Origin of the sequence: Mycolicibacterium psychrotolerans, assembly GCF_010729305.1 — a bacterium.
GTDB lineage: Bacteria > Actinomycetota > Actinomycetes > Mycobacteriales > Mycobacteriaceae > Mycobacterium > Mycobacterium psychrotolerans.
This window is the reverse complement of sequence record NZ_AP022574.1, coordinates 4,522,490-4,549,266: the sequence shown is the minus strand read 5'-3', so window position 1 is coordinate 4,549,266 and position 26,777 is coordinate 4,522,490. Positions and strand designations below refer to the sequence as shown.

Below are 26,777 nucleotides of genomic sequence, written 5' to 3'. Positions count from 1 at the left end.
CGGCTGATCTCGTTGTCTCGGAGGAGGATTCACCGTCGTTCGGTGCAGCAGAGGCGACGGCAGGGATCGCCGCCAACGCGGCGCCGATCCCGCAGGCAACGGCAAGCGCGCCGACTCGGCCGACGTAGCGCGAATACCGGTCCGACGGGGTGACCGCTTGTCCATCCCGCGAATCGCTCGACCCACTAATGAGCCAAGCGCCATTCCACCTGCAGTTTGCTGAAACGTCCATCATACTCCATTCAGTCTTTGATATCGCAAGGAATCTGTTCATGTAGGCCGTTAAAAAAGCTTCTGAACAGCATATATTGGTGGAGATTGACGGTACGCGAGATCGATCGTTTTTGTAAAGCATTTCTAAAAAGACGTAGCTGAGCCGACCGTGATTTGACGCGCGGAAGCAATTTTCGCGAATGGCGTTTTTACGCACGTACTAGCGATGATCCGCATTTACCGCACGCGCCATCCTTTGCAGCAACGTTCAGGAGCAAGAGGTGCGCGGTCGGGCCGCTGGCGGCATTTCCCGGGCCGCGGCCGGGCGTCACCCCGGCACGTCCAATGGCGGCACTGCTAGCGGGCATCCCACGCGAGCAGGACAGGGCCCGCTGCGTAGGCAAGCAAACTACGGTCGTCGCCAGAAGTGCCGCGCGGTGAGCTGCCGGCGATGAGATCGCCGCGGCTTCGGTTCCGCGCTGGTTCCGATGCCGCCGGTCTCAGCAAAACTTCCTGTAGTCGGCTCGAGGATCGCGACGCTGCTGGGTCGTCCCTTCGCGATGCAGCCTCCGGCAGAGGCCACGCGGCCGTTATCTGCCCGTGATGTTTCTCGGTCTCAATTAAGATGATCAGCAATCCACGATGCGAAATCACAGTGACGCTGTCAAGAATGGCGCAAATTCTAACGCTACCGGTAATTTACTGAAACGCCGGAATCTGTCAGTGGGATCCTGCCGCCATTCATCAAAAGCAATTCTTATTATGCAGATGGCTGAATCGTTGACCCCTCCGACGGTCGCGCGCCGCTTACCGCACCGGCGACCGAAGGGCCCCGCGGGGGATCAGCAACCTGCCGTGTCATCGTCAACCCAGGGTGAGCTGCTACAAAGCGGACTCGAGTACGTCTAGTCGGTAGTCACGGAATTGACTACAGCATGGGTAATCGAATGTGGCCGCAGCCATCCACGGCGCTGGTGAAGTTTTTATTACTTGCCGGAAAATGCCTCGTACGTACGTTCGATGAATTTGGCTTCTATGGAATTCGGGTTTGCCGGTCAGTAGCGTTCATCGTGTCAGTCCAGGCTGAGGTCGGGTCTGACGCAAAGATTGTGCATCCGCCGTCGTATTGGTGGTGGAGTTCAAGGGGGAGGTGACCATTGATGCGCAAATTGAACCGTGTACCGCGGGAGAGTCACACGGACCGGGCTATCAGCTCGCTGTGTCGTCGCAATGAGGAAAGCGACGGATCGGTCGAATTGTGGCAAACAGGTCGGGTTTCGCGACTTTATGTCGTCGCACCGAATGCATATGTGCTGTCGGCTCGTGGCGGCGGTCGCATCTATTGCGGGTCGGACGCATGATGCGCGCCGGCCTGGACCTTTCAGGGGGGGGGACGGCCGTCGCGCTGCAGTCGGTAGCTCCGCTCGATGGTCTTCACGAGGTGACCGCAGAGACCATCGCGAAACTGCTGACGGGCATCGGCATGATCGGAGCGGCGCGCAACGCCCTCGAAGAAGTCGGTCTGCGAGCGACCATCGCCGGCAACCGCATCACCATCAACGACGAGTACTTCGCTCAGTTTGTCGGTGCGATCTCCCGGCCGACTGGCCATGTCGAAGCCCGTTGGGTGATCTATAGCCTCGCCGGTACGCCGCCGGTCTGGGTGGTAGGGGCGGAGCAATGACCTCGGCTTCTATGGCCGTCGCGCCCGGGGTCGGGGTCCCGGTGCAGGTAGCTCCGGCGGTGCCGGCGACAGTCTCGGTCGCCGACATCATCCCGCTTGTTTCCGAGGTGGCGCGCAGTTCACCGGCGCCGTTCACCCGTCGGCGGTTGATCGCTCGCCAGATGTCCGTCGGACCGGACGTCGTCTCCCTCGTGATGGAGGTCTCGGCGATCGCGAGCGTGTTCCTTCTTCTCGATTTGCCAGGACACGTACTGTCGGCCCTCCTTGTCGTCGGATGCCTCGCCGCGGGGGGTGCTTATCGACATCGTCTGACGCTGTCGGTTCTGGTCGCCGCTCCGCGAATTTGCTGTGCGGCCACGATCGGCGCCGTGCTCGGCGGCGTGCTCGCGGACAAGCCTGCTGGCGTCGTCGATCTTTCCGTCGCTGCAACTGTTGCGTGTGCGGCAGTTCTGGTCGCGCGGTTTGCGTCGTATGCGCTACAGCGCAGGCTGCGGAGGCAAGGAGTATTAAGGCGTCGCACCGTCATCGTCGGGGGCGGCTCAGTCACCTCGTGCCTTCTGGAACGGATGCATTCTGAGCGCGAGAGCGGTCTCGACCCCGTGATGGTCCTAGACGACGATCCGGTCACGAGGGCGACGCTGACTGGGCAGACCCTCGTTCGACCACTGCGCGGCGATCTCCGCGACGTCCTGAAGAGTTCAGACCTCGATACAGCCATCATCGGACCTTCCGCCGTCGGCGACGCGACGCTTCTGCGATTCGTCCGCGACTGTGACGAGGTGGGCTGCCAGGTCCTGGTCGTTCCTCGACTATGGGAATCCTGGTCGCTCATCGGTGACATGGACCGCATCGGCGCGATACCGGTATGTCACCTCCGGGGCTCGCAAACGCGGAGGTTCACCTGGCGGGTGAAACTGCTCGTTGAGCGGAGTCTTGCAGCGCTTGCGCTGATTGTTCTCTTGCCGTTGCTGGTTGTCGTGGCGCTGGCGGTGTACCGATCGGATCCCTCTGCTCCGGTGCTGTTCCGGCAGACGAGGGTCGGTCTCGGCGGTCACGAGTTCGAATTGCTCAAGTTCCGTTCGATGAAGCCGGCCGGAGACACCGAGTCGCTGACAAAGTGGACGATCAAGGGCGACCCGCGGATCGGACGATTGGGCCGGTTCCTCCGCGCCAGCTCGCTCGACGAGCTCCCTCAATTGTGGAACATCGTGCGGGGAGAGATGGTGCTCGTCGGTCCGCGCCCGGAGCGGCCACACTTCGTTGAAGAGTTCGACGCGCAGATCCCCGGATACAAGGAGCGCCACAGGGTTCCGGTTGGGCTCACCGGCTGGGCGGCCATCAACGGATTCCGGGGCGACACGTCCATCGCCGAACGGGTTCGCTACGACAACTTCTACATTTCCAACTGGAGCCTGTGGCTCGACGTCTCGATCGTTATTCGCACTGCGTGGGCAGTGCTCTCGAGACGAGGAGGCTGAGTTGTCCTCGCAATCAGTGGCTTTGGTAAGTGCAGTCGATCCCTTCCCGGCGGATGCCGGGAAGAAGGTCGTGATCGCGGGCTTCCTCGAGTACCTGGCCGACCGGGTCGGCCGGGAGAACGTCCATTATCTGGTCGTCGACGGGTCTGACAAGGCGGGATTCCCCGGGAAGGTTCACCCGCTGCCCAAGCCACGTGCCACCGCCGCGCTCGCCAGGGTGGTCCTCCGTTGCGGCACAGGACAGGCCAGCTTGCAGGAATCACTGCTGTCCACCGCAGGGGTGGCGAGGGCTATCCATCGCACGCTGGAGAGCGTGTCTGCGGACACGGAGATCTATGACACCGTCCGGATGGCGCAGCACGCTGAGTCGGGCGGAACGGCCAGACAGATCTGCTATCTCGACGACCTGTTCTCCGAACGGTATCGGGGCATGCTGGCCGCGGCCGAGCAGTACCCCGATGTCGAATTCGAGCCGCTGGGTAACTTCGCCACATATGTTCCGCGCCAGGTCCGTCCGCTCGCAGACAACGCGCACAGCCAGCGTCTGCTGCTGCGCATCGAGCGGCACTTGGTACAGGTGAGCGAGGACCGGGCCGCCCGCAACTTCGGCACCACGCTTCTGATGAACGAGCAGGAGGCAGGCGTGCTGAGGCGCCGTTGCGGGGGCAGTGCGCACCACGTCAGATCGATTCCGCCCTTGATCAATCGCGTGCAGAACCGGCGGGAGTACCGTGGCGCGCCGGAGTTCGTCTTCCTGGGACTGCTTTCGTTGCCTCACAACGACGATGGGCTCCGTTCATTCCTTGCTCATGTGTGGCCGCGAGTGCTCGCCGCGAGCCCTGACGCGCGGCTGCGGGTGGTCGGCCGGTATCCGCGCCCGAAGCTCGTCAACCTTGTAGGGAGTTATCCGGACAGTGTGGTCTTCGAGGGCTTCGTCCCCGATCTGGGCCGATTGCTTGGACGCGCGGCGGCTATGGTCAACCCCTTGCGGTTCGGGTCCGGGGTCAAGCTGAAGATCATCGAAGCACTCGGCGCCGGACTTCCCGTCATTTCCACGACGATCGGCGCTGATGGAGTCCACAGTGGGCCGGGCACCGGCGTGATGGTCGCTGACGGCGACGCAGAATTCGCGGACCTGCTGCTCGAGGCGACAGTGCCGACCAACAACGCCGACCTGTCGGCGGCAGCGAGCGAGCATTTCGAACAACGGTACTCACGGACAGCGGTATTCACCGAGTACGACGCTGCCTTCGGGTTGGGTTGAACGTGACGGAATCAACGGGACGACGAATCAGCGTGAGAGATCTCCGTGTCGGCTTGGCACGCGTGCAAAGTCCACGACGCTGGGAACGATTCGCGCCGACCGCACTGAGCCCGTCGGTGGTGTTCGGCGTCCTGTGCGGCATCGTCCTGTGGGTATCGACCGCCAAGGTCGCCGCGTCGCTGCCGGCACCCGTGCAGCTCGTTGTCGTATGCCTTGCCGGACTGCCCGTCTACATCCTCGCTCTGCGGGTTACGGCCCATGACCTGACCGCCGCCGCTTTCACCGCTCTCCGTTCCGTCCGCAACAGGGATGAAGACACAATTCTCGAGAAAGGGAATCACCTTGCCTAGAAGCATTTTGACCCATGTATGGCTCATCGCGAGCCTGATGGCGACGCTCGGCGCAGCGATCGGCGTCTTGCTTGCAAACCTGTGGATGGACCGTGCGGACCGGTTCACCGCGCAGGCGACGTTGGCTATGCTGCCGGTCCAGGACGTTCCGGCTTCGGAGGTGTCCGGCCTGTGGGAAGTGCTCAACCAGGGGCAGGCGACGCGGTCCGCTGCGATCGTGATGGCAGATGGCAGATGGCTGGACGCGGGGGCGTCGGCCGCGGGCGTACCGAAATCCGATCTCGGTCTCTCGGCGGGCGCGATTCCGGACACCACGTTGATCACCGTGAAGATGGAAGCGCGGTCTGCTGCCGCGGCCGGGGCGGCGCTGAAAGCAGCAGTCGACGACGCCATGAGTACGGCCGCGGCCGCTACGGGACCGTTCAAACTCCAAATGATCGGCGGCAGCGTGGCTTCGACGAGTGCCACGCCGCTGCAAATGCTCGGCGCTTTCGGGGGCGGCGGCCTGTTGATAGGCGCGGGCTGCGGCGTGCTCATCAGTCGGTCGGCACGGACTCGCTCAAAGTCATCCGTATTGGGGCACTCGTCGTCGCACCCTGCGCAGGTCAAGAATCGACACTCTCGCGACGAAAGGATCGACGATATCGACTGTCTCGACGCCGATGACGAATTCGAGACCCTTTCGTTGAGAATCACATCGCGATGACCGTGGCGCGGTCGCTCTTCAGCGCATCCGACATGGCCATGGTTTCGCTTGTCGGTGGGGCGGCGGTTGCGATCGGCCCGGTCGTTCTCGGGAAGATGCCAGTGGTCGCGGGAGTCGGTGCGGTTCTCGCGGTGGCGGGCTTGTGGTATCTGATCCGAAGACCGGCGCACATGCTCATCGCCGTTGTGGTGGTGGAGGTTTCGGGCGTGGCGGGTGTGATCGCGCAGCACAAGGCCCTGCCGCTGTTCCAACTGTCACTCCTGGCAGCAACGATAGCTCTGTGCATCGCCTTGCGTGATCCCGAGATGCGTGAGCGCCTGAATCGAGGGACGCTTCTGTGTGTCGGCTTGCTTGGCTGCTATCTGCTGACGCAGCTGTTGACCGCATTCACCAGTCAGAACCGTTCTGTCTCAATGGGAATGATGAAGGACTACATTGCCGACGGGCTGTTCTTGATGGTGATACTGCTCCTCACGCAGATCACCCGCCGCTGGTGGGCGGTGGCCGCAGCCCTTGTGATACCCCTTGCGGCAATATCCCTGCTGTGTCTTGTGAATCAAGTGTTGTTCGCAGGCACACAGACTTTCGGCGGATTCGCGACTCCCACCACTGCTGACGGTGAGATGGTCACCACCCTCAGATACGGCGGGCCGGGGTTCGATTCGAACTTCTGGGGGCGCAGTCTGATCTTGGGTGTGCCGTTGGCCGGGGCGCTTGCGTTGCGCGCGTTAAGGTCAGGCCGACGTCGGGCGGGATGGGGCTGGTTGGGTGCGTTTGGCGCCCTGCTGGCCGGCGTCTACCTGACCCAGTCGCGAGGTACGATCATCGCCACCGTCGTGGTGCTGTTCGTCTGGGTGCTGGCCAGTGGCCCGGCCGCCAGGCGTCAGGGGGCGAAATGCCTACCGCTGGTGGGGTTGGTATCGCTGATGCCCGGAATCGGGAACAGGCTGTTCGCGCTCGCGACTTCGGCTTCGGGGCCCAGCTACGCGGTTGACCCTTCCGTACTCGGCAGAATGGCTGCTCAGCAAAGTGCCTGGGCAATGTTCCGCGACGAGCCGATAGTCGGTGTCGGACCACAGATGTATCTCCCTGAGCTTCCCCACTACGTCGGTATGGTTCCGACCGCGGTGCTGACCCCGGCCGATGCTCCTCACAATCTGTACGCAGAGCTGGCCGCGCAGGGCGGAATCGTCGGGCTCGCAGGCTGGGCTGTCTTCGTCGGCGGATTCATCGTGGTCCTTGCGCTGCACTTGTCTCGAATATCCAGCGGCACAGCAGAATCTGCTCGTTCGTTGTCTGCCGGGGTGCTCGCCGGATTGGTCGGATGGTCTGTCGCCAGCGTATTCCTGCACATGGCGAGCTTCCGGACATTCGCGGTGGTTCTCGCGCTCGCCGGAGCGCTAGGGGCCTCACGAACTCAAGAGGTGCGCTCCGTGTTTCAGCTGAGTCGGTACACCATACCGACAGCGTTCAGCGTCATAGCAGGCTCGGCCGTTGCCTTCGTTGTGCTGGCGGTCTCGGGCACCCAGACCTACTCCGCGTCGCAGACGGTCACCCTCATGCCGACGGAGCGAGCGGACGGGTGGACCTATGACTACGCGCTCAATGTCAGGAGCCGAAAGGTGTTCGTACCCACCTACGCAGCTCTGATGAATGGTGACGACAACGGGTTCAGCGCGACTGCTGATCCGGTCCGGGGTGTGATCGAGATCAGCGCCGAAGCCACCTCAGGGGCCTCCGCGCGTGCCCGTCTCGATGCCGCACTCGTTGCGGTAGAACGCAATCTCGTGACGTCCGGCGCAGACGCGTGGTACTTCCCGACTCGCCTCGGATCGGTCGAGGTTCATTCGGACACCACGCGGTCTGCCGCATCGGTGGCGCTGGCAGTGCTTGTTGGGACACTGGTTGCGCTGGCCATCCACGCATCGATCCTCCGGTCCAGATCGGCGTCACCTCACGAGCTGCATGAAGAAGATGTATGGGAAGCGGTGGGAACCACATGACGAAATGCGCTGTACCCCATCAGGTCGACCGGATTGGAGCAGTCACCAGACGGACCCGCGGCGTGCGTGTCCTGCTCGGGACGGTCGTCGCATTGGTCGGCATCACAGGGAGTGCGTGCCAGAGCTCTGTCGCGACCGCGTCGCCGCTGTTGGCGCCTGGCAGCCCGTTTCGGACGACGATTCTTGCGAACGCTGCGCTGGACCCCAACAGCGAGGCGATGATCGCACGGATCTCGCGCGGGGGAGGCGTCAACGCGGGTTTGATCGACTTCGCACTTCCCGTCTATCAAGTCACGCCCGACACTCCTAGACACAAGGTGTCTTGCACCATGTCATGGGGGCGGTGCCCGTTCGATGGGGTCGACGTGCCCATCCCGGTCGGCGCCCGCCCCCATCGGGGATCAGACGGAGCCATGGTGGTGCTCGACGAGAGGACCCGGCAAGCATTCGAGTTCTGGCAGGCCCACGACAACGGTGACCAATGGTCGACCAGTTGGGGCGCCGTGACGAACATCGACGGCTCCGGCTGGGATCGGGGCGCCACCGCATCAGGCGCATCGCGGTTGGCCGGCGTGGTCCGGATAGAAGAGATCGCGAACGGCGAGATCCCACACGCTCTGGCGGTGGCGACGTCCGACGCTTGTGCGGGTACCTTCCGGCCGCCCGCCATCTCGACGGACGGGCGCTCGTCCCGTTCGGACTGCGTCCCTGAGGGCACCCGAATACGGCTGGACCCCGGCGTCGACCTCGATGCACTGACTCTGGCGCCGGCAGTGCGTACGGTTGCCCGGGCGATGCAGCTATATGGCGCCTTCGTGGTGGATCGCAGTGGTTCACCGTTGTCGATGGGTTTCGAGCTGGACACAACCGCACCCAGTGGATCGATCGGAGCCGTCTACCAGCAAGCCGGTCTCCGATGGGATTACGACGATCTTCCCGGCGTCCCGTGGGACCGGTTACAGGTATTGGCGTGATGTCTTGAGCCAACTGGCGGGGGGACGTCCATGGACGTGAACGAGCCACAACAGTCACAGCTTGTGTTGATCCCGTCGCGGACGGCCTCGCCCAAGACCAGCATTTTCTCCGCAAGGTCGATGCGATCCGCGATCTTCGACGCGGCGCTCGCGTTGGCGGCCGCTGTGGTGATCTACCCGTGGGCGATCCAGTTCCCCGGGGGGCTGATTCGTGACGACGGATTCTTCTACGCTCAAATCTCGTACAACATTGCTGCACATGGTAGTTCGTCATTCGACCTGATCAATTCCACCGATGGCTACCATCAGCTGTGGGCCCTGATTCTGGCGGGTGCGAGTTCGCGCTTGATGTCCTTCACGGACGTCAAGTCGGTCCATCTCGTCGTCTACATCGCAGTCAACCTCTACCTGATCCTCGTGACCGTCCGGATGCTCTCATTGCGACGGGTTGCGGCATTCGCATTGTTCTTTCTGCTGTTGAGTTGCAGCCTCCTTATGGAAGGCCATCTGGCACTGCTGCTTTGCGTCGTCGCTCTGCGCGAACTCGAGCGATCCGTCGATCGAGCGCGACCAGCCATGCTCATGGCCCTGGCGTTGCTACCGTTCAGCCGAATCGACGCTACGGTGGTGGGCCTGTTCCTCGTCGGTGTGGCGGCCCTGAGTGGCCGCAGGCGGGTGGCGACGGCGATGACAGCGGCCCTCATGGCTGGGGTGGCCTTTCATTTCACCTATCTGCGAGTAGTGCACGGATCCTTCTTCACAGTCTCCAGCGAGCTGAAGGCGTCCAGCAGCGAGGGGCCACTCGGACAACTTCTCACCAACATCCAGTGGGGCGCAGGGTCGGCCGGCCTGCCGATACCGATCGGTCCGAACTTCGCCGTCTTTCTCCTCCTGGCTTTCATGGGCGTCTTGTTATGGCTGATCTCTCCGGCACTGCGCGCGCGCAAAGAGTTGGTAGCGCTGTGGGTCGGGGTATTGGCCTTCACGCTCGGGCATGCGCTTTTCAACACCCTGCGCCCCTGGTACTTCACGCTCGCCTATGGCGTCTTCGGTTATACGGTGCTCGCTGGGGTCTCCACGCTTTCGATCCGCTGGCGACGGCCGTTACTCGCCATGGTTGCAGCAGTGATGATCCTGCCAACCGCAATGCTGGGTCTCCTCGGTGTCCAACAGCACGACGAAGCGCGTGACGTACGCGCGTTCGTCGACTCGCTGGATGAGTATGTGCCCGAGGGTGCGCCGATCTTCATGGTCGACGGCAGCGGGTACGTCGGCTGGTCGTCCAACCGTCAGATCGTCAACGGGGACGGCTTGGTGAATTCCCATTCCTACGCCAAGAGACTCGTGGCAGGTGAACTCGATGGGTATCTGAGGGAACGTGGAATCCGCTATTTCATCACGAACACGCGGGCTGCCGACGCGCCGGTATTGATCGACACCGGCGGGCTGGTCGTCCGCCGCGATGATGCGGTGTTGATGGCAGAGAAGCGGGGTGGCAATCGGTACTTCTTCACACAGTTGCGGCTTTGGGAGCTCAAGGTGCCGCAACACATCGCCTGATCGGTGGTCAGATCACCGGGATTCATGACGTCGGGCTTGCAGTCTCTCCCTACGATCGCACCCGGATTTCTGGAGACGACCGAATAGGGTGGGACGTCTTCCGGTCGATGCGATCGCGCCGCCCGAGAGTGACCCCGTGGTAGAGGGTCACATTCCTCCCGATCCGCGCCCCAGGGTTGACGACAAGTCCCCATCCGTGGGAATTGCAAGGCCCCCAGCAATTTCGGTGCGCCAGGGCAGATCGACTGCGGCCGAGTTGGAAGCCAGGCGGTGGGCAATTCGTGGAAACGGCAACCCGAATCGTAGAGCGCGCTGAGGCCGAGCAGAATTCTGACACAACCTCAGTGCGACGAGGGCGCGATAGTTTCTCTGAGTGACGATTCCCGTCACCAGGGAGCCCATCGAGAAGCTCCCGTACTCGCGTCAAGTGTCGGCTTTCAATGCGAGCCAGGGGTCCATGGAGCCTCCAAACGCGAGTGGCGGTGATACCAGCCGCTGATGGCCACACCTGTCTTCGCAGGTTAGCAAATGACGCACAATCGTCTCCAGTGAAAGCCGGTCACTCGCTCTACGTGTCAGACGCGGGCAGTCCGGACTGTCATTCGTCAACGTATGTGCGAAGCATGACTGGTTGCTGAAGTAGGTCGAGCCTGCCGCGCGAACGTGAGAAATGATCTGTCGGCAGCGTTCACTCGTATCCGGGTGACCCGCCGGACAGCAAGGATGCGGCGTCGCTCGGCATCGCCTCCGTCGAGGATCGGCAGGAGGCGGGTGCTCGCTGCAGCCGCCTCTGGTCGAACCGCGGACCCATCCCGTCGTACTCCGCTTGTGGGTCCACTCATCTGACTCCGCCCAATTCTTCCATCTGACATAAAGATCTTGAACGGCTGATATGCCGCCGCAGTGACGCGAGCGATGTCACGCTTTGGATGACCTGACCGTAACCGAAACCGCGGACGACGGTTGTCGCTGGCAGACGGAAATGCTGCACGGTCACCACCAACTGGCTTGTGTTGCTTCGACTCAGACCGTCAGGATGGCAAAATGAGATTACTCAACGTAGTGTTTTGCCTTAGTTGAGCAATCGCGGACGGCCTCGGGTTCGCAGGCCGCGTTATGAGCTTTCGGGGGGTTTGCCTGTGATGCACTTTCGTCCGGCCGAGGGGGGAGCGTCGCCGATCTCGCTGAACGTTTTCTGTCGTGCTGTCCGGGCCGATCGAGCCCAGCAGTGGCAAAGAGTCAGGCGTCGACGTTTCAGTGCCGCCCCATCCCTGACGCAGGTTTCGAAGCCGAGGGGGTGCTCCGTTGAGTAAGACGTTGCGGGTGTTGTCACTGATCGACGGATACCGGTTCGGGGGAGCCGAGATTCTGCTGGCTCAGCTCGCCGGCGTGGCTCCGCAGGTCGACATCTCCATGGACATTGTCAGCCTGTTGCCGGAGTCTGCCAACGCGCGCGAAACCATCAGATTGCTGGAGCAGGCCGGCGTTCGACCCCGCAATCTGAACGTTCGCCGTCTGCTCGACCCCACCGCCATTTTCCAGATCGTGCAGGAGATTCGGCGCTCCCGCTGCGACATCGTCCACGCGCATCTGGAGACGGCTGTCACGCTGGCGCTTCCCGCGGCCAAACTCACACGCCGCCCACTGGTGTGCACGTTCCACACGATCGCTGAACCCTTGACGGGTCGGGAAGCCAAGAGGGAACGACTGGCCGTCCTCGCGGCGACCCGATCGGACCGGGCGATATTCGTCTCGGCCGCGTCACGGGCGGCCTTCCAGCACATGTATGGCCATTCAGAGCCGCCGCCGAATTGGGAAGTCATCCACAATGGGGTCGACTTGACCCAGTTCACACCGGGTCCAGCGGACCCGCGGGTGCGCGAGGAACTTGGCGCGAGCACTGGTCCGCTCGTCGTCGTCCCTGGCGTCTTCCGCGATTGCAAGGGCATTGCGATCGCGATCAGAGCTTGGCCGGCCGTACGGGAGAAGTTCCCCGACGCGAAACTGGCGTTGGTCGGCGACGGTGAGCCGGCGGCCGAGTACCGCCGCCAGGTGGATGCTGCCGGTCTCGGTGATGCCGTCATCTTCGCCGGTTCACGGACCGATATGCCGGCGGTCTACCGGGCAGCTGACATCATCCTGGCGCCGGCACTGCCGGGTGAGAACTTTCCAACGACCCTTATCGAAGCGTCGGCATGCGGCCGGCCGATCGTGACGACGACCGCAGGCGGCATCCCGGAACTCGTGGCGGCCGGAGAAACAGGCCTACTCGTCGCGCCCGGTGACCATGTGGCGTTGGTCGACGCGGTATGTCACCTGATCGAGCACCCGTCGCTGGCTTCAAGATTGGGGGCCGCCGCCGTTGTGCGGGCGCAGCAGAACTTCTCCGTATTGGCCGCCGCGACCAATCTTCGCAAACTGTACGAGTCTGCGCTCGGCGTCGTGGACGAGCCCGCCGCCAGTTGCACGTGACGCTTCGCGAACCCCGCATGACCGTGGCGCACGTCATCCATTCGCTGGGTGCCGGGGGGGCGGAGGCGGTCCTCGTCGAACTCGCCCGTGTGGCGCCGTCAGCCGGCATCCGCCTGATCGTGATCGGGTTGTCCGAGCCGGAGTCTGGCGCCGGCGGGCACCGCAGCGTGGTCCCGCGATTGAGGGAACTCGGTGCGATTGTCTACGAAATGCATTCAGCGCGATACAATCCCGTGCCGGCGCTCACGCTGGCCAGACTCTTCCGGGCCGAGCGGGTCGATATTGTCCACACTCATCTGAAGCACGCCGATGTGATCGGTGGTGTGGCGGCACGGCTCGCCGGAGTGCCATCGGTGTCGACCCTTCATGTCATCGACATCCCGGCTTCCGCGCTGCAACGGCTGCGGGTCAGAGCGGCCGTGTTGGCGCGCCGGTGGCTGTCGAGCACCGTCATCGCTGTCTCCAACGCGCAGCGGGAATGGTACAGCGGATACGCCGGGCCAGACGCCCCGGTGACGCTGCTGCCGAACGGGGTCTCGGCGCCGGAACCGACGCGTGACAGGGCAACGGTGCGCGCCGAGCTCGGGGTTGCCGACGACACGGTGTTGGGTCTCTGCTTGAGCCTCATGCGTCCCGAGAAAGGTCACGCCGACCTTGTCGAGGCGATGCGCCGACTGCCCGGCGACACCTCTGTGGTCGTCGCGATGGCAGGCGACGGTCCGTTGCTCAACCGCATTGACTCGATGGTCGCGTCGGATCCCGAACTCCAAAGACGCTGCCGTGTATTGGGTTTCCGTCGTGATAGCCTTGACCTCTTGGCCGCCGCCGACTTCGTGGTGCAACCCTCGTTGGAGGATGCGCTGCCGACGGCGCTGATCTCCGCGTTGGCCTACGGTCGTCCGATCGTCGCGACGCGGGTCGGCGGCATTGCGGAGATCGTGGCGCCACAGTGCGGGCAACTCGTCGAAGCCGGTCATCCCGCGGCGCTCTCCGGCGCGATCGTCGAGATGGCGGCGACGATCCGAGACCGTTCGGCAGTTGCGGATGCTATGCGCCAAGCGGCGCGAGAGCGGTACCACACTCGTTTCAGCTCCGACATCTGGATCGAGAATCTCCGCGCGCTCTACGGGCGCACGATGACTCCGCGACGCATCGCAATGGTGGAGTTCCCACCGTCGGGTGGGTTGTTCCAGTTCTCTCTGCAGCTGGGAGAGGCGTTGGCCCGTTCCGGGAGCGACGTCGAATTGATCACTGGACCCGCGCCGGAGCTGTCGTCGCGCGAAAAGGGGTGCCGGGTGCGCAGCCTCCTTCCGACGTGGCATCCGGCTGCCGGTTCGGACACCCACAGATTGTGGCGTCGAGCACGTCGGGGCCTTCGCGCCGGACGCCTCGTCGCCGCGTGGATGGTGCTGGTAGTCCACTTGGTCCGCGCTCGTCCCGATGTGGTCATGTGGTCGGAGTGGCGTTTCGCGTTGGACGGTTGGGCAGTTCACCTCGTGCGTCGGGTGTTACCGAACGCAATCCTGGCGCTCGTGGCTCACGAACCTCGGCCTCTCGTCGAGCAACCGGGTCAGCCGGAGTTCTACAAGAACTCGAGCGCGACAAGCCGGGGGCTTGCGACGGCCCACGCAGATCTGGACGTAGCCTTCGTCCTCGGCGAGCAGGCCAAGAAGGCCCTGACCGAGACTTGGCCGATCGCCGCACCGGTTCACGTCATTCCGCACGGCGACGAAAGCATCTTCTGCTCGGAGACCATCGTCGCGGCCGATACCACCGGGCCGGTCGCATTGTCGTTCGGGACGATCACCAAGTACAAGGGCTTCGACACGTTGTGTGACGCCTGGCCGAAGGTACGAGCGCAGGTCCCGGATGCCGAACTGGTGATTGCCGGAGCGGTGAGCGCAGATGTGGACGAAGCCGCTCTGCGCACGCGCGTGGACGATCTCGCGGGCGTGACGCTGCGCGCCGGTTACGTTCCCGTCGCCGACGTTGCGTCGTACTTCTCCCGCGCACGTTGCGTGGTGTTGCCGTACAAGCGCAGCAGCCAGTCCGGTGTCGCGCATCTGGCACTTACCTTTTCGCGACCCGTGGTCGCGACGCACGTCGGCGACATCCCCAACGTCGTCCGAGACGGACAGTCCGGAATCCTCGTCGCGCCCGACGATGCCGATGGACTCGCCGGCGCCGTGATCCGACTTCTTACCGACGCGGAATTGGCTGCGCAGCTGGGCAATACGGGAAATCAAGCGCTTACCGCAAGCGCTTCGTGGGACCACGTCGCTGCGCAACTGCTGCGCGGCCTGGATGACCTGCGGTCAAGCTAGGAGAGCGTCTTCGGCATCGGGTTCCGCATAGACCGGCCGGATCCTGACCGTTCACGCGCCTCGGTGGCTCCCGACACGAGGATGCGGAACCGGGCGAAGGAAGATCCGCTTCCGATCGGGATGCGAGGCAAGGCAAGGGGATCTGAGGAGGCATCAGCGTAACCGTTCTCCGTCACGAGGGCCCACCGTAGTCCACAACGACGCAGTGCCGCCCGCGCGCGCTCGTCGAAGTCGCGGCTGCGTCCGTTGGGGTAGGCAAAAACCCCTGGAGCGGTGCCGGTTTCACGCTGGACTGCGGCGCACGAATCAGCGACCTCCCGCTCGATCTTGTCGTCGCTGCAGCAAGAGAGGATGGGATGCGTGACGGTATGCGGATAGAGCGTCACGAGACCGTCTCCGCCCATCTCACGAGCCTCCTGCCACGAGAGCATGCGGAACGGGCCGGGATCGTCGACGGTATCGGGGCCGAGTGCGGTCACCAACGACTCGACCTGCGCGAGGCGCTCCTGGTCTGGCAGTTCTTTGCAGCGCTCGAGCACGGCGGCGTAGGTTGCACCTCGGTCGGCCACCGTTGAAAGTGAGCGCATCCCGAGATCGATCGAGGTCAAGTCGATATCGATGCATTCGGTCCGTGCGAACGCAAGCCAGAGACGGTCGGGCCAAAGAGCCTCGTCGGTGCCCATCGGGCCGGTCGTCAGGAACACCGCTGCGGGCAAGTCGAATTCACGAAGCACCGGGGCCGCACAGGTGGCGAGGTTGCGCGTCCCGTCGTCGAAAGTCAGTGCAGCAGCGCGCTGGGGCAACGTTCCTGACTCCAGGCGCGCGAGCGCCTCCTCGAGTGGGAGGATTCGAAAGTGGCGACGGACGTAGTCGAGTTGTCGGCGGAATACCTCGACATCGAGCACGTGCCAGCAATCGGGCCGCAGCGGGTGCTGCTCGACCCCGTGATACATCAGAATGGCAAGTCGATTGCGGTTTCGCCATCGGTAGAACACGGTCAGACCCGACAGGCAAGCAGCCCATGCCGCCGATTCCTTCACCCATCGCTTCATTGTCAAGGCACCGTCGTCCATTCCTTATCGGCGACGAGGGGGAAACGGTGTGCCATGCCGTACCGATTCCAGTCGGAGGTGAAACACGACTCCGTCGCAACTTCGGGCAGCAGGTCGTCGCCTTCACCGCTTCTGACGAAGAAAGCGTTGTAGCCGGTGCGATTACATCCGACGAGCCGGTATCCGCGCGAACGGAGGAGCTTGACGAAAGCGCTCAATCCGGCGCCACAGTAGTTGTACCCGTCGCCATCATTGACGGGATGGTCGTCAACGCTGAAGTCGGGCCGGTAGGGCACTGTCCACGCGCGGTCGGGTCCGAGGATGTCCTGATACTCGACCACGATCACGCGTGGCTCGATGACGTTGAGCGCGTCGAGGATCCACCAGTCGACCCCGTCGAGATCGATCGACAGCATGTCGATCTCACCGGTCACCGAGTGCTCGGCAAGGACAGCGTTGATGTTCTCCCGGCTGATCCAGGCATTCACACACTTCGGTGGATGAGTCGGACGGTAGCGCCGGTAGGCCTTCATCGTCCGCGCGATCCCGTGCTCGTTTCCGTCGAGCACCAACGCACGGAAGTCATGGTGGACGATCAGATTCGCGGTGTTGCTGGCGGTGATGCCTGCTCCGCCGACGTCGACGCAGCGGCGCGACTTGAATCCGATCAGGCCGAAGATGTACAGCAGCACACCGTCCTCGCCGTCGGGGCTGAACACGTCGAACCGGACGTCCTCGACGCCGGGTAACGTGGCGGGCTTGTCGCGCATCGATCGGTACTGCATGAGCAGTTGCAGCTGCTGCAGTCGCAGGTCGGTGCCCGCGGGAGGCATCTGATCAACGGACCTTATGACGCGCCCAGCGCGCGTCTTCGTCGCTGCTTTGGTGTCTGCTGCGAGATCGCGCAACCGCCGCCGGATACTGTTTGAAATGGTGCTGCCCTCCTAGTTCGGGTCCGATAGGGAAACCGCTGCGCTCACACCTGCGCCGCGCAGCGTCACTCCAACATGATGCGAGCAAGCTCGTTGACCTGGGGCCGCTCCAGTTGGTTCCGGTGGTCGCCCTCGGTGAGACGGCGAACACGGACGGGCCCGTCGTGATACTCGACCCGGCCCGGGGATGGCGATTGAAGGTCGTCGACAAACGTGTCGGTGACGGCCGGCCAGAGTCCCCCGCGACCATGGCGAAGCACTCTCAGAGAGACCTCGAGGCACTTGGAGCACTGTTCGCGGATACTCGAGATACGGAGCCGTTGCAGACGCGCCAGGAAGAAAGGACTGTATTTCGCGCGCTTCCAATGCGCCATCGGAGGTGCTTGCGTCTCCAGGACACACACAGCCAGTCGACCCGCTTGCCGGCCCGCACGGCTTGACTGCGCGGCCTCGTATGCCAGGATCACTCCGAACGTGTAGGCGACGATCGAGATCGGCCCCTGCGGCTGTTGGTCTTGTATCGGTGAAAGGGTTCGAGCAGCAAGCATTTCGATAGTCAGCGTCTGGTCGAACATTCCGCCGGCCGGCCGTTCCGAGAACAACGCGTGAATGGGTTGGGCGGTGCCCATTGTGCGGTGAAGTGTCTCAGGCTCATGGCCGACCGAACATCGGCGAAAATGAAGTGCTGAGGCGCCCGGTCCCATTCGGTGGTCTTCGACGTGCGGATTCCCATCAGGCCGATCGCCACGACCATCCGACGTATGCGCTGTCGCGCCGCCCGGGATCGCACCGCGCGCTCGACGATCACTCCGCACATCGACTCCTTCGAGTAGGAACTTGCGCCGTCGGCATCAGCGGTGCCCGACCTGCCAGATCACCTGCGAGCCCGAGCGGCCGACCTCGACCAGTCGACTGCGCAGGCCCTCCAGCGTCGCCCGAACCGCTCCGCCACCAGATCGGCCTTCTGAGTTGGCTTGGACGACCTGGTCACCTTCCACCTCGGCCACATCTGCGGGCGGGTCGAATGCCCACGAAGTCACGAGAACCCGGGTGTTCGCGGACGCCAGACCAGCGGCAAGAACGTCGGTATCGTCTGAGGCGCTCTCGATCACCGTGGCACCGGTGGCCAGCTCGAGATTGCCTAGACATGCATAGGCGCATTCTGTGACGATCAGATCGTCCTTACCGGCAAGTGTAACGAAACCCGCGTTCTGGTAGGTCCAGTAGTCTGAGTCCGCACGCGAGTAAGGCCATACAGCTCCAAGAAAATTCGCCGTGAACAGCGCGGCGACGAGCACGATACTCGCAGTGATGACTCCCTTCTCGGAGGGAAGTCTGCAGGCGGCGAGGACCGCGAGTACGGGAACCAGCGTGATCCAGAATTTCGGGGTATACGGCTCCCACACAAGAATTACCGGCAGATAGATCACCAGGTATGTCAACGCAAACCGGTGAAAGATCCGTCGCGGAGACAACCTTTCAGCCGCGTCGCCGGCACGGATGTTGCGTATCAGCCGGAACAGAAGCCAACCGATCGCTGCGACCCCCACCAGAGTTGCGACGACGATCAGCCAGAAGCTGACGGTGCCGATGGAGTGCTCGGCCAGGTAGCGCTCTATCAACATCGATCTGTCGGGAAAGATCTTGGCCATCGGCTCGCTGGCCAGTGGCGAGCCGAGGAAGTTCTTGCCGAACAGGACCCGGCACGCCCCGACTAACATCAGGACCGGGGACATGGCGGTGAGTGGCGCCCACATGCCATAGCTCGCATGGCCACGGGCCCAACTGATCGCTTCGACGAGGCTGGTGTGACCCTCGACCGTCGCAGCGACGAGAAGATAAACGGAGCCGATCAGAATCAGTGCCACCCCGAGATAGATACCTACGGTGGTCAGGAGCGACACGAGCGTGCGACCGGGCATCGCTCGCCAGATCAGGACGAGGCTGACAGCAACGATCGGCAGTATGAAGAGATACTGCTGATGCAGCAGCGCCGCGAAACCACTGAGCATTCCGAGTAACACGAGACGTGTCAGGTTGTTCGCAGTGAGGTGCCGCCAGTGGGTGGGCCGTACATCAATCAGCACGAGAATGGACCAGAGCATGAACGGAACGGGCGCGAGGTAGGTTTCCGCCTCCAGGCTGTATACCCAGAACCCGAAACCGAAGGCCGTCCAACCCACCGCGGCGAGTGCCATGATCGGCACCACACCCACGCGGCAAGCGATGCGGAACACCAGGTACAGCGACGCGAGGCTGGCGACAACCGACAGAGTTTCCATGGGCAGGGCTGCGTCGCCTGAATAACCGAGCGCTGTCCACAGCCGATAGAACAGCCAGTTGATCGGCGAGTACAGAAGGTGATTGGGGAGAAACAGGTTGGTCCCCGTGGTGACGTTGATGATGTACTGATAGGAGTCCTCGGCCTCGGTGTGGTTTCGCGCGAGGGTGCAGAGATCGAGAACGGCCAGCACGCCAAGGACCGGAATGATCCAGCGCGCTTGCCGATTCGTGGATGTTGATTGGATCTTCTGCTCTATGGGCGTCAGCTCGCTCGTGTGGGTCATTACCTCACCCGTCTCTTCCTAGTAGGATGGGGGACGCCGAGTTCGACACCAGCCCCATCTCGATTTGTTCAGTTGTCGCCGGCATGCCTGGGCGCGGTCCTTCGCCACGTGGTCGCGAACGGCGTGCCCGTACAGGCAATCTGCGTGCCGCCACTGCACAGGCCAAGGCATTCAGACATCCGATGAGCGCTGCCACTGCGATGCACGTATGGGAGCGCGCGGTACTCGAATTGACGCGCACCGATCCGATCGGCGCGACGGTGTACCAGGAGTTGGCACTCGAAATCGCGAGATCGTGTTCTATCTCAACGAGTGCGGCGAGTACCGCAGCGAACAGCGATCGCTCGGATCCCCCTGAGCGGCTATGGAATCTGGCCAAGTGCTGCACGATCAGCGCGATGAATCCACCGACGAAGACGGCCCAGCCGACGAGCCCGACCACTTCGCTCTGAGCCGCCAGATCCGCGTTCCGATTGTCAGAAGCATCCGGCGGGTGCAGTATCGCCGTAGCCACTTTGCCGGCGTAACGCGGCAACTCCGAAGGGAACATGTGGGTTCCGATCCCGAACATCGGCTCGTCCCGGAACATCGCCCATGCACTTTGCTGTGCAGCCATCTGGCCCAGCACGGACGGATTATCCGAGTAGTTCGGACCTGCCGCGTAGCTAGCGAGCGCGATTAGCCGGTTTCCGATTTCTGGCATCAGCAGGGCCAGACCCATGAGCGGCAAGCTCTTGCATTGGCGAATTCGACGACGACCAAGGTGATGAGCATCGCAGGGGTCGCCGGACCAGGTACCACAACACCGCCACCCCCGGCGACCAGACCCACAGCCATGATCACCGGCATCTGCCCAGACCGTGGACGGTCAACGGCAGATCGGGTACGCGGGCGACCGCGCTGATCGCCTCATACCAGTTCGACGCCATCTCCCGTGCGGTGGCGCGGTCGAACAGGTCGGCGTTGAAGACCAGTCGTCCGACGACATGCCCTTCGTACCGTTCGTCTAACTCGACGCTGATGTCGAATGTCGACGAGCCAAGTGCGTCGTGGACCGCGCACTCCATCGCGTCGAGTGACCAGCCCTCGGCGGTCGTTGCGCGCCTTGGCTGAAAAGATAGCGCGGCCTGGAAAAGCGGATGATTGCGGGGATCTCGCGGAATGTCGAGCCCGGCGATGAGGGACGCAAACGGCACGGCGTCGCGGGCGGCGTCGATGACGGTGTTGCGGATCCGGTCCACGAGCGAGCAGAAGGAATCGTCGGCGTAGACAGCGCATCGCAGGACCAGCGGAGCAACGCAATAGCCGGCCACCGCCGACAGATCGCCGAGCTGACGCAGGTCGTATGCACTTCCGAACACGATGTCTTCTGAGCCGGTTTGCAGATGCAGCCACCACGCGTACGCGGTTGCGAACCCGTCGAACAGTGTGCCGCCCGCGCTGCACGCTGATCTGCGCAGTCTCTCGACGGTGGTGCGGTCGACCGTCAGCGGGATCGTGCCGCCGGTGACACGTTGGCGAGCGGGTCGCGGATGGTCCAGCGGCATCTGTAGCGGCGTGACGCCGTGGAGCCGGCTGCGCCAGCGTTCGATGCGGGCGGCGGCATCCGGTCGGTTGACCCAGTCGAGTTCCCACGTCGTGTAGGCGGCGTACTGGGCCAGTGGACAGGGCAGTGACGACGAAACACCCTCTGTGAAGCTGCGGTAGAGCGCAACCAACTCCGGGAAGACGATGCGGTGCAGTGTCGTGGGATCGAAGACGAGTTGATGGAGACTCAGTTGGAGCCTGTGCCTGCCATCGGACAACCGGACCAGCCGAGGGCGGATCAGCGGGCCGCGGGCAAGGTCGTAGGGCTGGAGGGTGTTCGCCGTAGCGATATCGGCGGCGCGCCGGAGAGCTTGGCCGAGTCCGAGATGTGACAGGTCGGTGAGCGGCATCTCGACGTCCACCGGCTCGTGCACGAATTGGTACGGCTCACCCTCCACGTCCCTGAAGGTGGTGCGCCACGCCTCGTGCCGTGCGACCACTTCGGTGAACGCCCTGCGCAGCGCCCCGACATCGAGTGCGCCTTCCTTGGCGATAATGACGAACTCGTTGTGAGCGCGAGAGTCCGGTTGGATCTGGGTCAGGTGCCAGAGTTGCTTCTGTGATACCGACATCGGTAGTACACCCGGTCGGGCGTGTGTGGTGGACGGGTACGGCCCGCGACGGAGGACGTCAGGGCGGGGATCGGCGGTGGTCATCGCTGCCGACGGATCCGAAGCTTTGATTGGCTACCTGCAGCAGATCGCAACCTTGCCTTGACCCCGGTATGCCAATCGGTTCGACATCCTGCCAACGACATGCCGTGACGGCGATGACGACTTGTCCTGCTGTTACGGACGGACATTTCGTACCCCCCAAGTCATACCCCCAAGCGATCGCTCCACCCAAGCGATCGGATACTTCAGTACCAGCTGATGCTTCGCGCAAGTCCTCGGCGGGTGCAAGTGAATCCCCACGAATCGACCAAAGCGCGACGAACCCTTAGACGAAAAGATGAAGCGTGCGTCCTGCGGGTATCGACCCGGGTCCTGTAGCCAAATTTCTATGCATTGCTAAAAATGCGCAACCGCGCGATGTTTTCGAGGTCAAAAGACACTTGACTTTCCCGGACCGCGGTGGCAGGAAGGATACATAACAGCTATAAAACCGATATTCGCGTCGTTCAACCTGTGAGGTTCCGATCAATGAAGTCAAACGAATCGCCGCCCCGGAGAAAATGTCATAGAGTTTGCCAAAGATCTTGATGGCGAACTTGGGTGGGAGGCGCCTTGCACCTATTGGGGGACACTGAGGATGGTCTACAAAACTGACACCCGTCGGCCGGCGACATCGGTCGCGGTCATCGATTCGAACGTGATCGCCCATGCCGGCATCGAGGCGTTCGTCGCAAAGCTGGGGGGTGGGATCAGAATCGCCGGCTGCTACGTCGGGCCGGATCAGTTCATCGCAGAACATCCGGAGAGGACCCGCGCCGTCGACGTGGTCCTGTTCGACTTGGACGTCGACAGGCGAGGTCCGGACTTCGAAGCGCTTGCGAAGATCTGCGGGAGTGGCCATCACGTCGTGGTGTACTCCGAATTGTCAAGTGACGAGGTCATTTTGACGAGCTTGGACATGGGCGCTGTCAGTTACGTGACGAAGTCCGAGATCTGCCAGCACTTGGGCGAGGCGATCACTTCTGCGCACCAGGAGATCACCCACGTCGCACCTCGGATGGGCGCGGCACTGCTCAACCACAAGCGGGTGGGGCGGCCGGGATTGAGCCAACGAGAGCGCGAAGTCCTGGTCGCATGGTTCAAGAACGGCAGCATCGAGGGCGTTGCCGATGCGTTGTGCATCGAGCCGTCGACCGTGCGGACCCATCTGCAACGAGTGCGTGCCAAGTACGGCTCGGTGGGACGGGCGGCGCCGACCAAGGCGGCCTTGATAGCTCGGGGGATTCAAGACGGGATTCTGCGCGTCGACGACCTGTGAGTCGAGTTCGCAGTTTTGACGAGCGCTTTGGGTGCGCGGGGGCAGGGGGCCTGAATGAGGATCATGGTGACCGGGGGCGCCGGATACATCGGGGCGCACGTGGTGCAAGCGCTGCGGCGCGACGGACATGACGTGGCAGTGATCGACGATCTCTCGACCGGGAGCCGGGACAGGTTGACCAATGACACGCCGCTGTTCCCCTGTTCGGTACTCGACACCGAGCTGGTGACGGACAGCCTGCGTGCGCACGGTTCGGAACTCGTTGTTCACGTCGCCGCGAAAAAGGCCGTCGAGCAATCCATTGCAGAACCGCTGATGTACTACCGGGAGAACGTCATCGGTATGCACAGCGTGCTGACGGCGATGGTGCAGGCGGGTACCCGGAAGATGTTGTTCTCGTCCAGTGCCGCCGTCTACGGGACTTCGACCGGCGACCTGGTGGACGAGCAGGCGGACACTGCGCCGGCGTCGCCGTACGGCTGGACCAAGTTGATGTGTGAGCAGATGATCCGGGATACGGCTGTTGCGGCCGGCCTCGACTGGATGGCGCTGCGGTATTTCAACGTCGCGGGCGCTGCCGACCCTGGCTTGGCGGACCGGGGAGAGAACAACTTGATTCCGAAAGTTTTTCGCGCGATCTGTTCTGGTGTGCCTCCACAGATCTTCGGCGATTCCTATCCGACCCGCGACGGCACGTGTATCCGTGACTACATCCACGTTGCCGATGTCGCCGATGCGCACGCCGCGGCGGTTCGCGGGATGAGTGGCGGTGCACCGTCGGCGATCTACAACATCGGCACCGGGTCGGGGACGAGCGTGCTGGAGGTGATGCACACCGCACGGCGCATCACCGGACGGGACTTCGACTGGGACGTGCGGCCGCCTCGGGCGGGCGATTCCCCGGCGGTGGTCGCGGACGCCGCGAAGATCCGTGCCGGTCTGGGTTGGGAATCCCGGTACGACCTCGACGACATCATCGGCAGCGCGTGGCAGTCCTGGTCGAGCAGGATTGAGATCCCGCTTGCCCGCTGACAGGCCACGTCGGCGCGGACCTCAGCCGAGTTCGCCCAGGATGCGGCGCAGCTCGCGCTGATCGCGCTCCGAGAGGCCGCCGAGCACCCGCTGCTCGGCGTCCCGGATCCCCTCGTTGGTGCGGTCGAGCAGGGCACGGCCCTCGCGGGTCAGCTCAGCGGGCAGCGACCGGCCCGAAGCGACGGTGGCAGGGCGGGCGACCAGACCGCGCTCCTGCAGGCCGCGCACCACGATGTTCATCGCCTGTGGAGACACCATCACGTCGCGGGCGAGTTCGGCGTTGGACTGTCCCGGCCGACGCGACAGGAGGCGTAGGCAAATGTACTGCGGGAAGGTCAGATCGAGCGGCTCGAGCACCGCGGTCGTCACGTCGGCGCGCAGGGCCGAGGCCAGCCGGTGCAGCAGGTAGCCCAGCGGCGCGTCGTCGCGGTCACTCATGTCAAGCATCTTGACGCATATCAAGCTAGTTGATACTACGGAGTGTATGACGAACCCGACTGATGAGATGTTCGAGGCCGCGTACCGCGGCGAGGTGCAGGAGATGGGGGCGGGCAGTCGTCCACCGTGGAGCATCGACGAACCGCAGCCCGAGATCCGCGGGCTGATCGACGCGGGGGCCTTCCATGGTGATGTGCTCGACGCCGGCTGCGGCGAGGCCGCGACCTCGATGTACCTCGCTGAGCGGGGCTTCACCACGGTGGGTCTGGACCAGTCACCGACGGCCATCACGCTCGCCCGCGAGGAGGCCGCCCGCCGTGGCCTGACGAACGCGTCCTTCGAGGTGGCCGACATCAGCGCGTTCACCGGCTACGACGGCCGCTTCGGCACGATCGTCGATTCGACGTTGTTCCACTCCATGCCGGTGGAGCTTCGCGAGGGCTATCAGCGATCGATCGTGCGCGCGGCGGCGCCCGGCGCGTCCTACTACGTTCTGGTCTTCGACCGAGCGGCGATGCCCCAGGACGGCCCGGTCAACGCGGTGACCGCCGACGAGCTCCGCGACGCGGTGGCGACGCACTGGATCGTCGACGAGATCCGGCCCGCACGCATCCATGCCAACATGCCGGAGGACTTCGCTGAGCACTTCGAGGCATTCGCGGGCGCCGACATCCGCGACGAAGACAAGGGCAGGAAGTCGATGGCCGCCTGGCTGCTGAGCGCGCACCGAGACTGACGCGCGCCGACCCCAGACGTGGTTTCGCGCCTGCGATGAGGCAGGATTAGGGCAGCCGTCCGCGGCCCTCGCGGGGGCGGCGATCGCAGGCGAGAACCCCGAAGGAGTCGGATGGCGGAAGGCACCAGCAGCAACGGGGACAACGCATCGTCGTCGATCAGGCCCGCGTACACCCGCGTGCTGCTCAAACTCGGCGGGGAGATGTTCGGCGGTGGCCAGGTCGGTCTGGATCCCGACGTCGTCGCCCTGGTGGCGCGCCAGATCGCCGAGGTGGTGCGCAGCGGCGTACAGGTGGCGGTCGTCATCGGCGGCGGCAACTTCTTCCGCGGCGCCCAACTGCAGCAGCGCGGCATGGAGCGCACCCGGTCGGATTACATGGGCATGCTCGGCACGGTCATGAACAGCCTTGCCCTGCAAGACTTCCTGGAGAAGGAAGGCATTCAGACCCGGGTGCAGACGGCGATCACGATGGGCCAGGTCGCCGAGCCGTACATCCCGTTGCGCGCCCAGCGGCATCTGGAGAAGGGCCGCGTGGTCATCTTCGGCGCCGGCATGGGTCTGCCGTACTTCTCCACCGACACCACCGCCGCGCAGCGCGCACTCGAGATCGGGGCGGAGGTGGTGTTGATGGCCAAGGCGGTCGACGGCGTCTTCACCGCCGACCCGCGCGTCGAGCCCGACGCCGAACTGCTCACCGCGATCAGCCACCGCGAGGTCATCGACCGCGGCCTGAAGGTGGCCGATGCGACGGCGTTCAGCCTCTGCATGGACAACGGAATGCCGATCCTGGTGTTCAACCTGCTCACGGATGGCAATATCGCCCGTGCCGTGGCAGGTGAGAAGATCGGCACACTGGTCACCACGTGATCGGTCGAGGCCAGGACCGCAAGACGCGAATGAAGGTGGACGCACAGTGATCGACGAGACGCTCTTCGATGCCGAGGAGAAGATGGAGAAGGCCGTGTCGGTGGCACGGGACGACCTGGCGTCGATTCGCACCGGCCGGGCCAACCCCGGCATGTTCAACCGGATCAACGTCGACTACTACGGCAGCGCCACCCCCATCACGCAGCTGTCCAGCATCAACGTCCCCGAGGCGCGGATGGTGGTGATCAAGCCCTACGAGGCCGGCCAGCTGCGCAACATCGAGGACGCGATCCGCAATTCGGACCTGGGGGTCAACCCGTCCAATGACGGCAACGTCATCCGGGTGTCGATTCCGCAGCTCACCGAGGAGCGGCGGCGTGACCTGGTCAAGCAGGCGAAGTCCAAGGGGGAGGACGCCAAGGTGTCGGTGCGCAACATCCGCCGCAAGGCGATGGAGGAGCTGACCCGCATCAAGAAGGACGGCGAAGCGGGCGAGGACGAGGTCACCCGGGCGGAGAAGGACCTCGACAAGACCACCGCGCAGTACACGACGCAGATCGACGAGTTGGTCAAGCACAAGGAAGGCGAACTGCTGGAGGTCTGACG

At 63.6% G+C, this 26,777-nt stretch carries 22 protein-coding genes; 15 read left to right on the top strand and 7 right to left on the bottom strand.

Features of this window, described 5'->3' with window-relative positions; all coding sequences use genetic code 11:
* Nucleotides 1–1,570 precede the first annotated feature (1,570 nt).
* The 10 genes from G6N45_RS22135 (at nucleotide 1,571) to G6N45_RS22090 (ending at nucleotide 15,028) form a co-directional block, all read left to right on the top strand.
* On the top strand, nucleotides 1,571–1,897 hold the full coding sequence (locus G6N45_RS22135) for a hypothetical protein (protein WP_163724752.1): 327 nt from the start codon (nucleotides 1,571–1,573) through the stop codon (nucleotides 1,895–1,897).
* An 11-nt stretch (nucleotides 1,898–1,908) separates the two neighbouring features.
* A complete protein-coding gene (locus G6N45_RS22130) occupies nucleotides 1,909–3,375 on the top strand; it encodes an exopolysaccharide biosynthesis polyprenyl glycosylphosphotransferase (RefSeq protein WP_163724749.1) in 1,467 nt (488 codons plus the stop codon).
* A 1-nt stretch (nucleotide 3,376) separates the two neighbouring features.
* Nucleotides 3,377–4,639 carry a glycosyltransferase family 4 protein gene (locus tag G6N45_RS22125; RefSeq protein WP_163724746.1) on the top strand — a complete coding sequence of 421 codons (1,263 nt, stop codon included), beginning with the start codon at nucleotides 3,377–3,379 and terminating at the stop codon, nucleotides 4,637–4,639.
* A gap of 53 nt (nucleotides 4,640–4,692) precedes the next feature.
* Complete coding sequence (locus tag G6N45_RS22120) at nucleotides 4,693–4,989, top strand: hypothetical protein (protein WP_163719589.1); 297 nt, start codon at nucleotides 4,693–4,695, stop codon at nucleotides 4,987–4,989.
* Nucleotides 4,949–5,695: a hypothetical protein gene (locus G6N45_RS22115; protein ID WP_163724743.1), complete on the top strand. Its 747-nt coding sequence runs from the start codon at nucleotides 4,949–4,951 to the stop codon at nucleotides 5,693–5,695. Before G6N45_RS22120 ends, G6N45_RS22115 begins: the two co-directional genes overlap by 41 nt.
* Nucleotides 5,692–7,698 carry an O-antigen ligase family protein gene (locus tag G6N45_RS22110; RefSeq protein WP_246228763.1) on the top strand — a complete coding sequence of 669 codons (2,007 nt, stop codon included), beginning with the start codon at nucleotides 5,692–5,694 and terminating at the stop codon, nucleotides 7,696–7,698. Before G6N45_RS22115 ends, G6N45_RS22110 begins: the two co-directional genes overlap by 4 nt.
* A gap of 62 nt (nucleotides 7,699–7,760) precedes the next feature.
* Entirely contained in the window at nucleotides 7,761–8,672 is a 912-nt protein-coding gene (locus G6N45_RS22105; protein WP_246228762.1) for a hypothetical protein, read from the top strand.
* Nucleotides 8,673–8,702: 30 nt separating this feature from the next.
* On the top strand, nucleotides 8,703–10,232 hold the full coding sequence (locus G6N45_RS22100) for a hypothetical protein (protein WP_163724738.1): 1,530 nt from the start codon (nucleotides 8,703–8,705) through the stop codon (nucleotides 10,230–10,232).
* Between the two features lie 1,305 nt (nucleotides 10,233–11,537).
* On the top strand, nucleotides 11,538–12,704 hold the full coding sequence (locus tag G6N45_RS22095) for a glycosyltransferase family 4 protein (RefSeq protein ID WP_163724734.1): 1,167 nt from the start codon (nucleotides 11,538–11,540) through the stop codon (nucleotides 12,702–12,704).
* A gap of 17 nt (nucleotides 12,705–12,721) precedes the next feature.
* Complete coding sequence (locus tag G6N45_RS22090) at nucleotides 12,722–15,028, top strand: glycosyltransferase (protein WP_246228761.1); 2,307 nt, start codon at nucleotides 12,722–12,724, stop codon at nucleotides 15,026–15,028.
* Here the strand turns inward: G6N45_RS22090 and G6N45_RS22085 are convergent.
* The 6 genes from G6N45_RS22085 to G6N45_RS22060 all read right to left on the bottom strand — a co-directional run bounded on the left by G6N45_RS22085 (nucleotide 15,025) and on the right by G6N45_RS22060 (nucleotide 21,738).
* Complete coding sequence (locus G6N45_RS22085) at nucleotides 15,025–16,080, bottom strand: polysaccharide deacetylase family protein (protein ID WP_246228760.1); 1,056 nt, start codon at nucleotides 16,078–16,080, stop codon at nucleotides 15,025–15,027. The two genes, G6N45_RS22090 and G6N45_RS22085, sit on opposite strands and share 4 nt — an antisense overlap.
* Nucleotides 16,081–16,082: 2 nt before the next feature.
* Nucleotides 16,083–16,913 (bottom strand): hypothetical protein, encoded by an 831-nt coding sequence (locus G6N45_RS22080; protein ID WP_163724731.1) that lies wholly within the window; start codon nucleotides 16,911–16,913, stop codon nucleotides 16,083–16,085.
* Nucleotides 16,914–17,077: 164 nt separating this feature from the next.
* Entirely contained in the window at nucleotides 17,078–17,641 is a 564-nt protein-coding gene (locus G6N45_RS22075; RefSeq protein WP_163724728.1) for a hypothetical protein, read from the bottom strand.
* 222 nt (nucleotides 17,642–17,863) lie between these two features.
* Nucleotides 17,864–19,579 (bottom strand): glycosyltransferase family protein, encoded by a 1,716-nt coding sequence (locus G6N45_RS22070; RefSeq protein WP_163724725.1) that lies wholly within the window; start codon nucleotides 19,577–19,579, stop codon nucleotides 17,864–17,866.
* Between the two features lie 4 nt (nucleotides 19,580–19,583).
* Nucleotides 19,584–20,300, bottom strand: coding sequence for an O-antigen ligase family protein (locus G6N45_RS22065; protein WP_163724722.1), 717 nt, complete (start codon nucleotides 20,298–20,300; stop codon nucleotides 19,584–19,586).
* 118 nt (nucleotides 20,301–20,418) lie between these two features.
* On the bottom strand, nucleotides 20,419–21,738 hold the full coding sequence (locus G6N45_RS22060; RefSeq protein ID WP_163724719.1) for a condensation domain-containing protein: 1,320 nt from the start codon (nucleotides 21,736–21,738) through the stop codon (nucleotides 20,419–20,421).
* Between the two features lie 739 nt (nucleotides 21,739–22,477).
* Here G6N45_RS22060 and G6N45_RS22055 point away from each other — a divergent pair.
* Complete coding sequence (locus G6N45_RS22055; protein ID WP_308207138.1) at nucleotides 22,478–23,098, top strand: DNA-binding response regulator; 621 nt, start codon at nucleotides 22,478–22,480, stop codon at nucleotides 23,096–23,098.
* Nucleotides 23,099–23,152: 54 nt separating this feature from the next.
* A complete protein-coding gene (galE, locus tag G6N45_RS22050; RefSeq protein WP_163724713.1) occupies nucleotides 23,153–24,130 on the top strand; it encodes a UDP-glucose 4-epimerase GalE in 978 nt (325 codons plus the stop codon).
* A 21-nt stretch (nucleotides 24,131–24,151) separates the two neighbouring features.
* Here the strand turns inward: galE and G6N45_RS22045 are convergent, their stop codons facing one another.
* Nucleotides 24,152–24,577 (bottom strand): MarR family winged helix-turn-helix transcriptional regulator, encoded by a 426-nt coding sequence (locus tag G6N45_RS22045; protein WP_163724710.1) that lies wholly within the window; start codon nucleotides 24,575–24,577, stop codon nucleotides 24,152–24,154.
* 37 nt (nucleotides 24,578–24,614) lie between these two features.
* On the opposite strand from G6N45_RS22045, the gene G6N45_RS22040 reads away from it, so the two are divergent.
* The 3 genes from G6N45_RS22040 (at nucleotide 24,615) to frr (ending at nucleotide 26,775) form a co-directional block, all read left to right on the top strand.
* Nucleotides 24,615–25,304: a class I SAM-dependent methyltransferase gene (locus G6N45_RS22040; protein ID WP_163724707.1), complete on the top strand. Its 690-nt coding sequence runs from the start codon at nucleotides 24,615–24,617 to the stop codon at nucleotides 25,302–25,304.
* A 111-nt stretch (nucleotides 25,305–25,415) separates the two neighbouring features.
* A complete protein-coding gene (pyrH, locus tag G6N45_RS22035; RefSeq protein WP_163724703.1) occupies nucleotides 25,416–26,171 on the top strand; it encodes a UMP kinase in 756 nt (251 codons plus the stop codon).
* A 46-nt stretch (nucleotides 26,172–26,217) separates the two neighbouring features.
* Nucleotides 26,218–26,775 carry a ribosome recycling factor gene (gene frr / locus G6N45_RS22030; RefSeq protein WP_057147480.1) on the top strand — a complete coding sequence of 186 codons (558 nt, stop codon included), beginning with the start codon at nucleotides 26,218–26,220 and terminating at the stop codon, nucleotides 26,773–26,775.
* The last annotated feature ends 2 nt before the right edge of the window (nucleotides 26,776–26,777 follow it).

What these genes read in the sequence shown, in the direction of transcription:
- G6N45_RS22135 (WP_163724752.1), top strand. Translation starts at nt 1,571, where the DNA reads ATGATGCGCGCCGGCCTGGACCTTTCAGGGGGGGGGACGGCCGTCGCG.
- G6N45_RS22130 (WP_163724749.1), top strand. Translation starts at nt 1,909, where the DNA reads ATGGCCGTCGCGCCCGGGGTCGGGGTCCCGGTGCAGGTAGCTCCGGCG.
- G6N45_RS22115 (WP_163724743.1), top strand. Translation starts at nt 4,949, where the DNA reads ATGAAGACACAATTCTCGAGAAAGGGAATCACCTTGCCTAGAAGCATT.
- G6N45_RS22110 (WP_246228763.1), top strand. Translation starts at nt 5,692, where the DNA reads ATGACCGTGGCGCGGTCGCTCTTCAGCGCATCCGACATGGCCATGGTT.
- G6N45_RS22100 (WP_163724738.1), top strand. Translation starts at nt 8,703, where the DNA reads ATGGACGTGAACGAGCCACAACAGTCACAGCTTGTGTTGATCCCGTCG.
- G6N45_RS22090 (WP_246228761.1), top strand. Translation starts at nt 12,722, where the DNA reads ATGACCGTGGCGCACGTCATCCATTCGCTGGGTGCCGGGGGGGCGGAG.
- G6N45_RS22085 (WP_246228760.1), bottom strand. Translation starts at nt 16,080, where the DNA reads ATGAAGCGATGGGTGAAGGAATCGGCGGCATGGGCTGCTTGCCTGTCG.
- G6N45_RS22080 (WP_163724731.1), bottom strand. Translation starts at nt 16,913, where the DNA reads ATGCCTCCCGCGGGCACCGACCTGCGACTGCAGCAGCTGCAACTGCTC.
- G6N45_RS22075 (WP_163724728.1), bottom strand. Translation starts at nt 17,641, where the DNA reads ATGGGCACCGCCCAACCCATTCACGCGTTGTTCTCGGAACGGCCGGCC.
- G6N45_RS22070 (WP_163724725.1), bottom strand. Translation starts at nt 19,579, where the DNA reads ATGACCCACACGAGCGAGCTGACGCCCATAGAGCAGAAGATCCAATCA.
- G6N45_RS22065 (WP_163724722.1), bottom strand. Translation starts at nt 20,300, where the DNA reads ATGGGTCTGGCCCTGCTGATGCCAGAAATCGGAAACCGGCTAATCGCG.
- G6N45_RS22060 (WP_163724719.1), bottom strand. Translation starts at nt 21,738, where the DNA reads ATGTCGGTATCACAGAAGCAACTCTGGCACCTGACCCAGATCCAACCG.
- galE (WP_163724713.1), top strand. Translation starts at nt 23,153, where the DNA reads ATGAGGATCATGGTGACCGGGGGCGCCGGATACATCGGGGCGCACGTG.
- G6N45_RS22045 (WP_163724710.1), bottom strand. Translation starts at nt 24,577, where the DNA reads ATGCTTGACATGAGTGACCGCGACGACGCGCCGCTGGGCTACCTGCTG.
- G6N45_RS22040 (WP_163724707.1), top strand. Translation starts at nt 24,615, where the DNA reads ATGACGAACCCGACTGATGAGATGTTCGAGGCCGCGTACCGCGGCGAG.
- pyrH (WP_163724703.1), top strand. Translation starts at nt 25,416, where the DNA reads ATGGCGGAAGGCACCAGCAGCAACGGGGACAACGCATCGTCGTCGATC.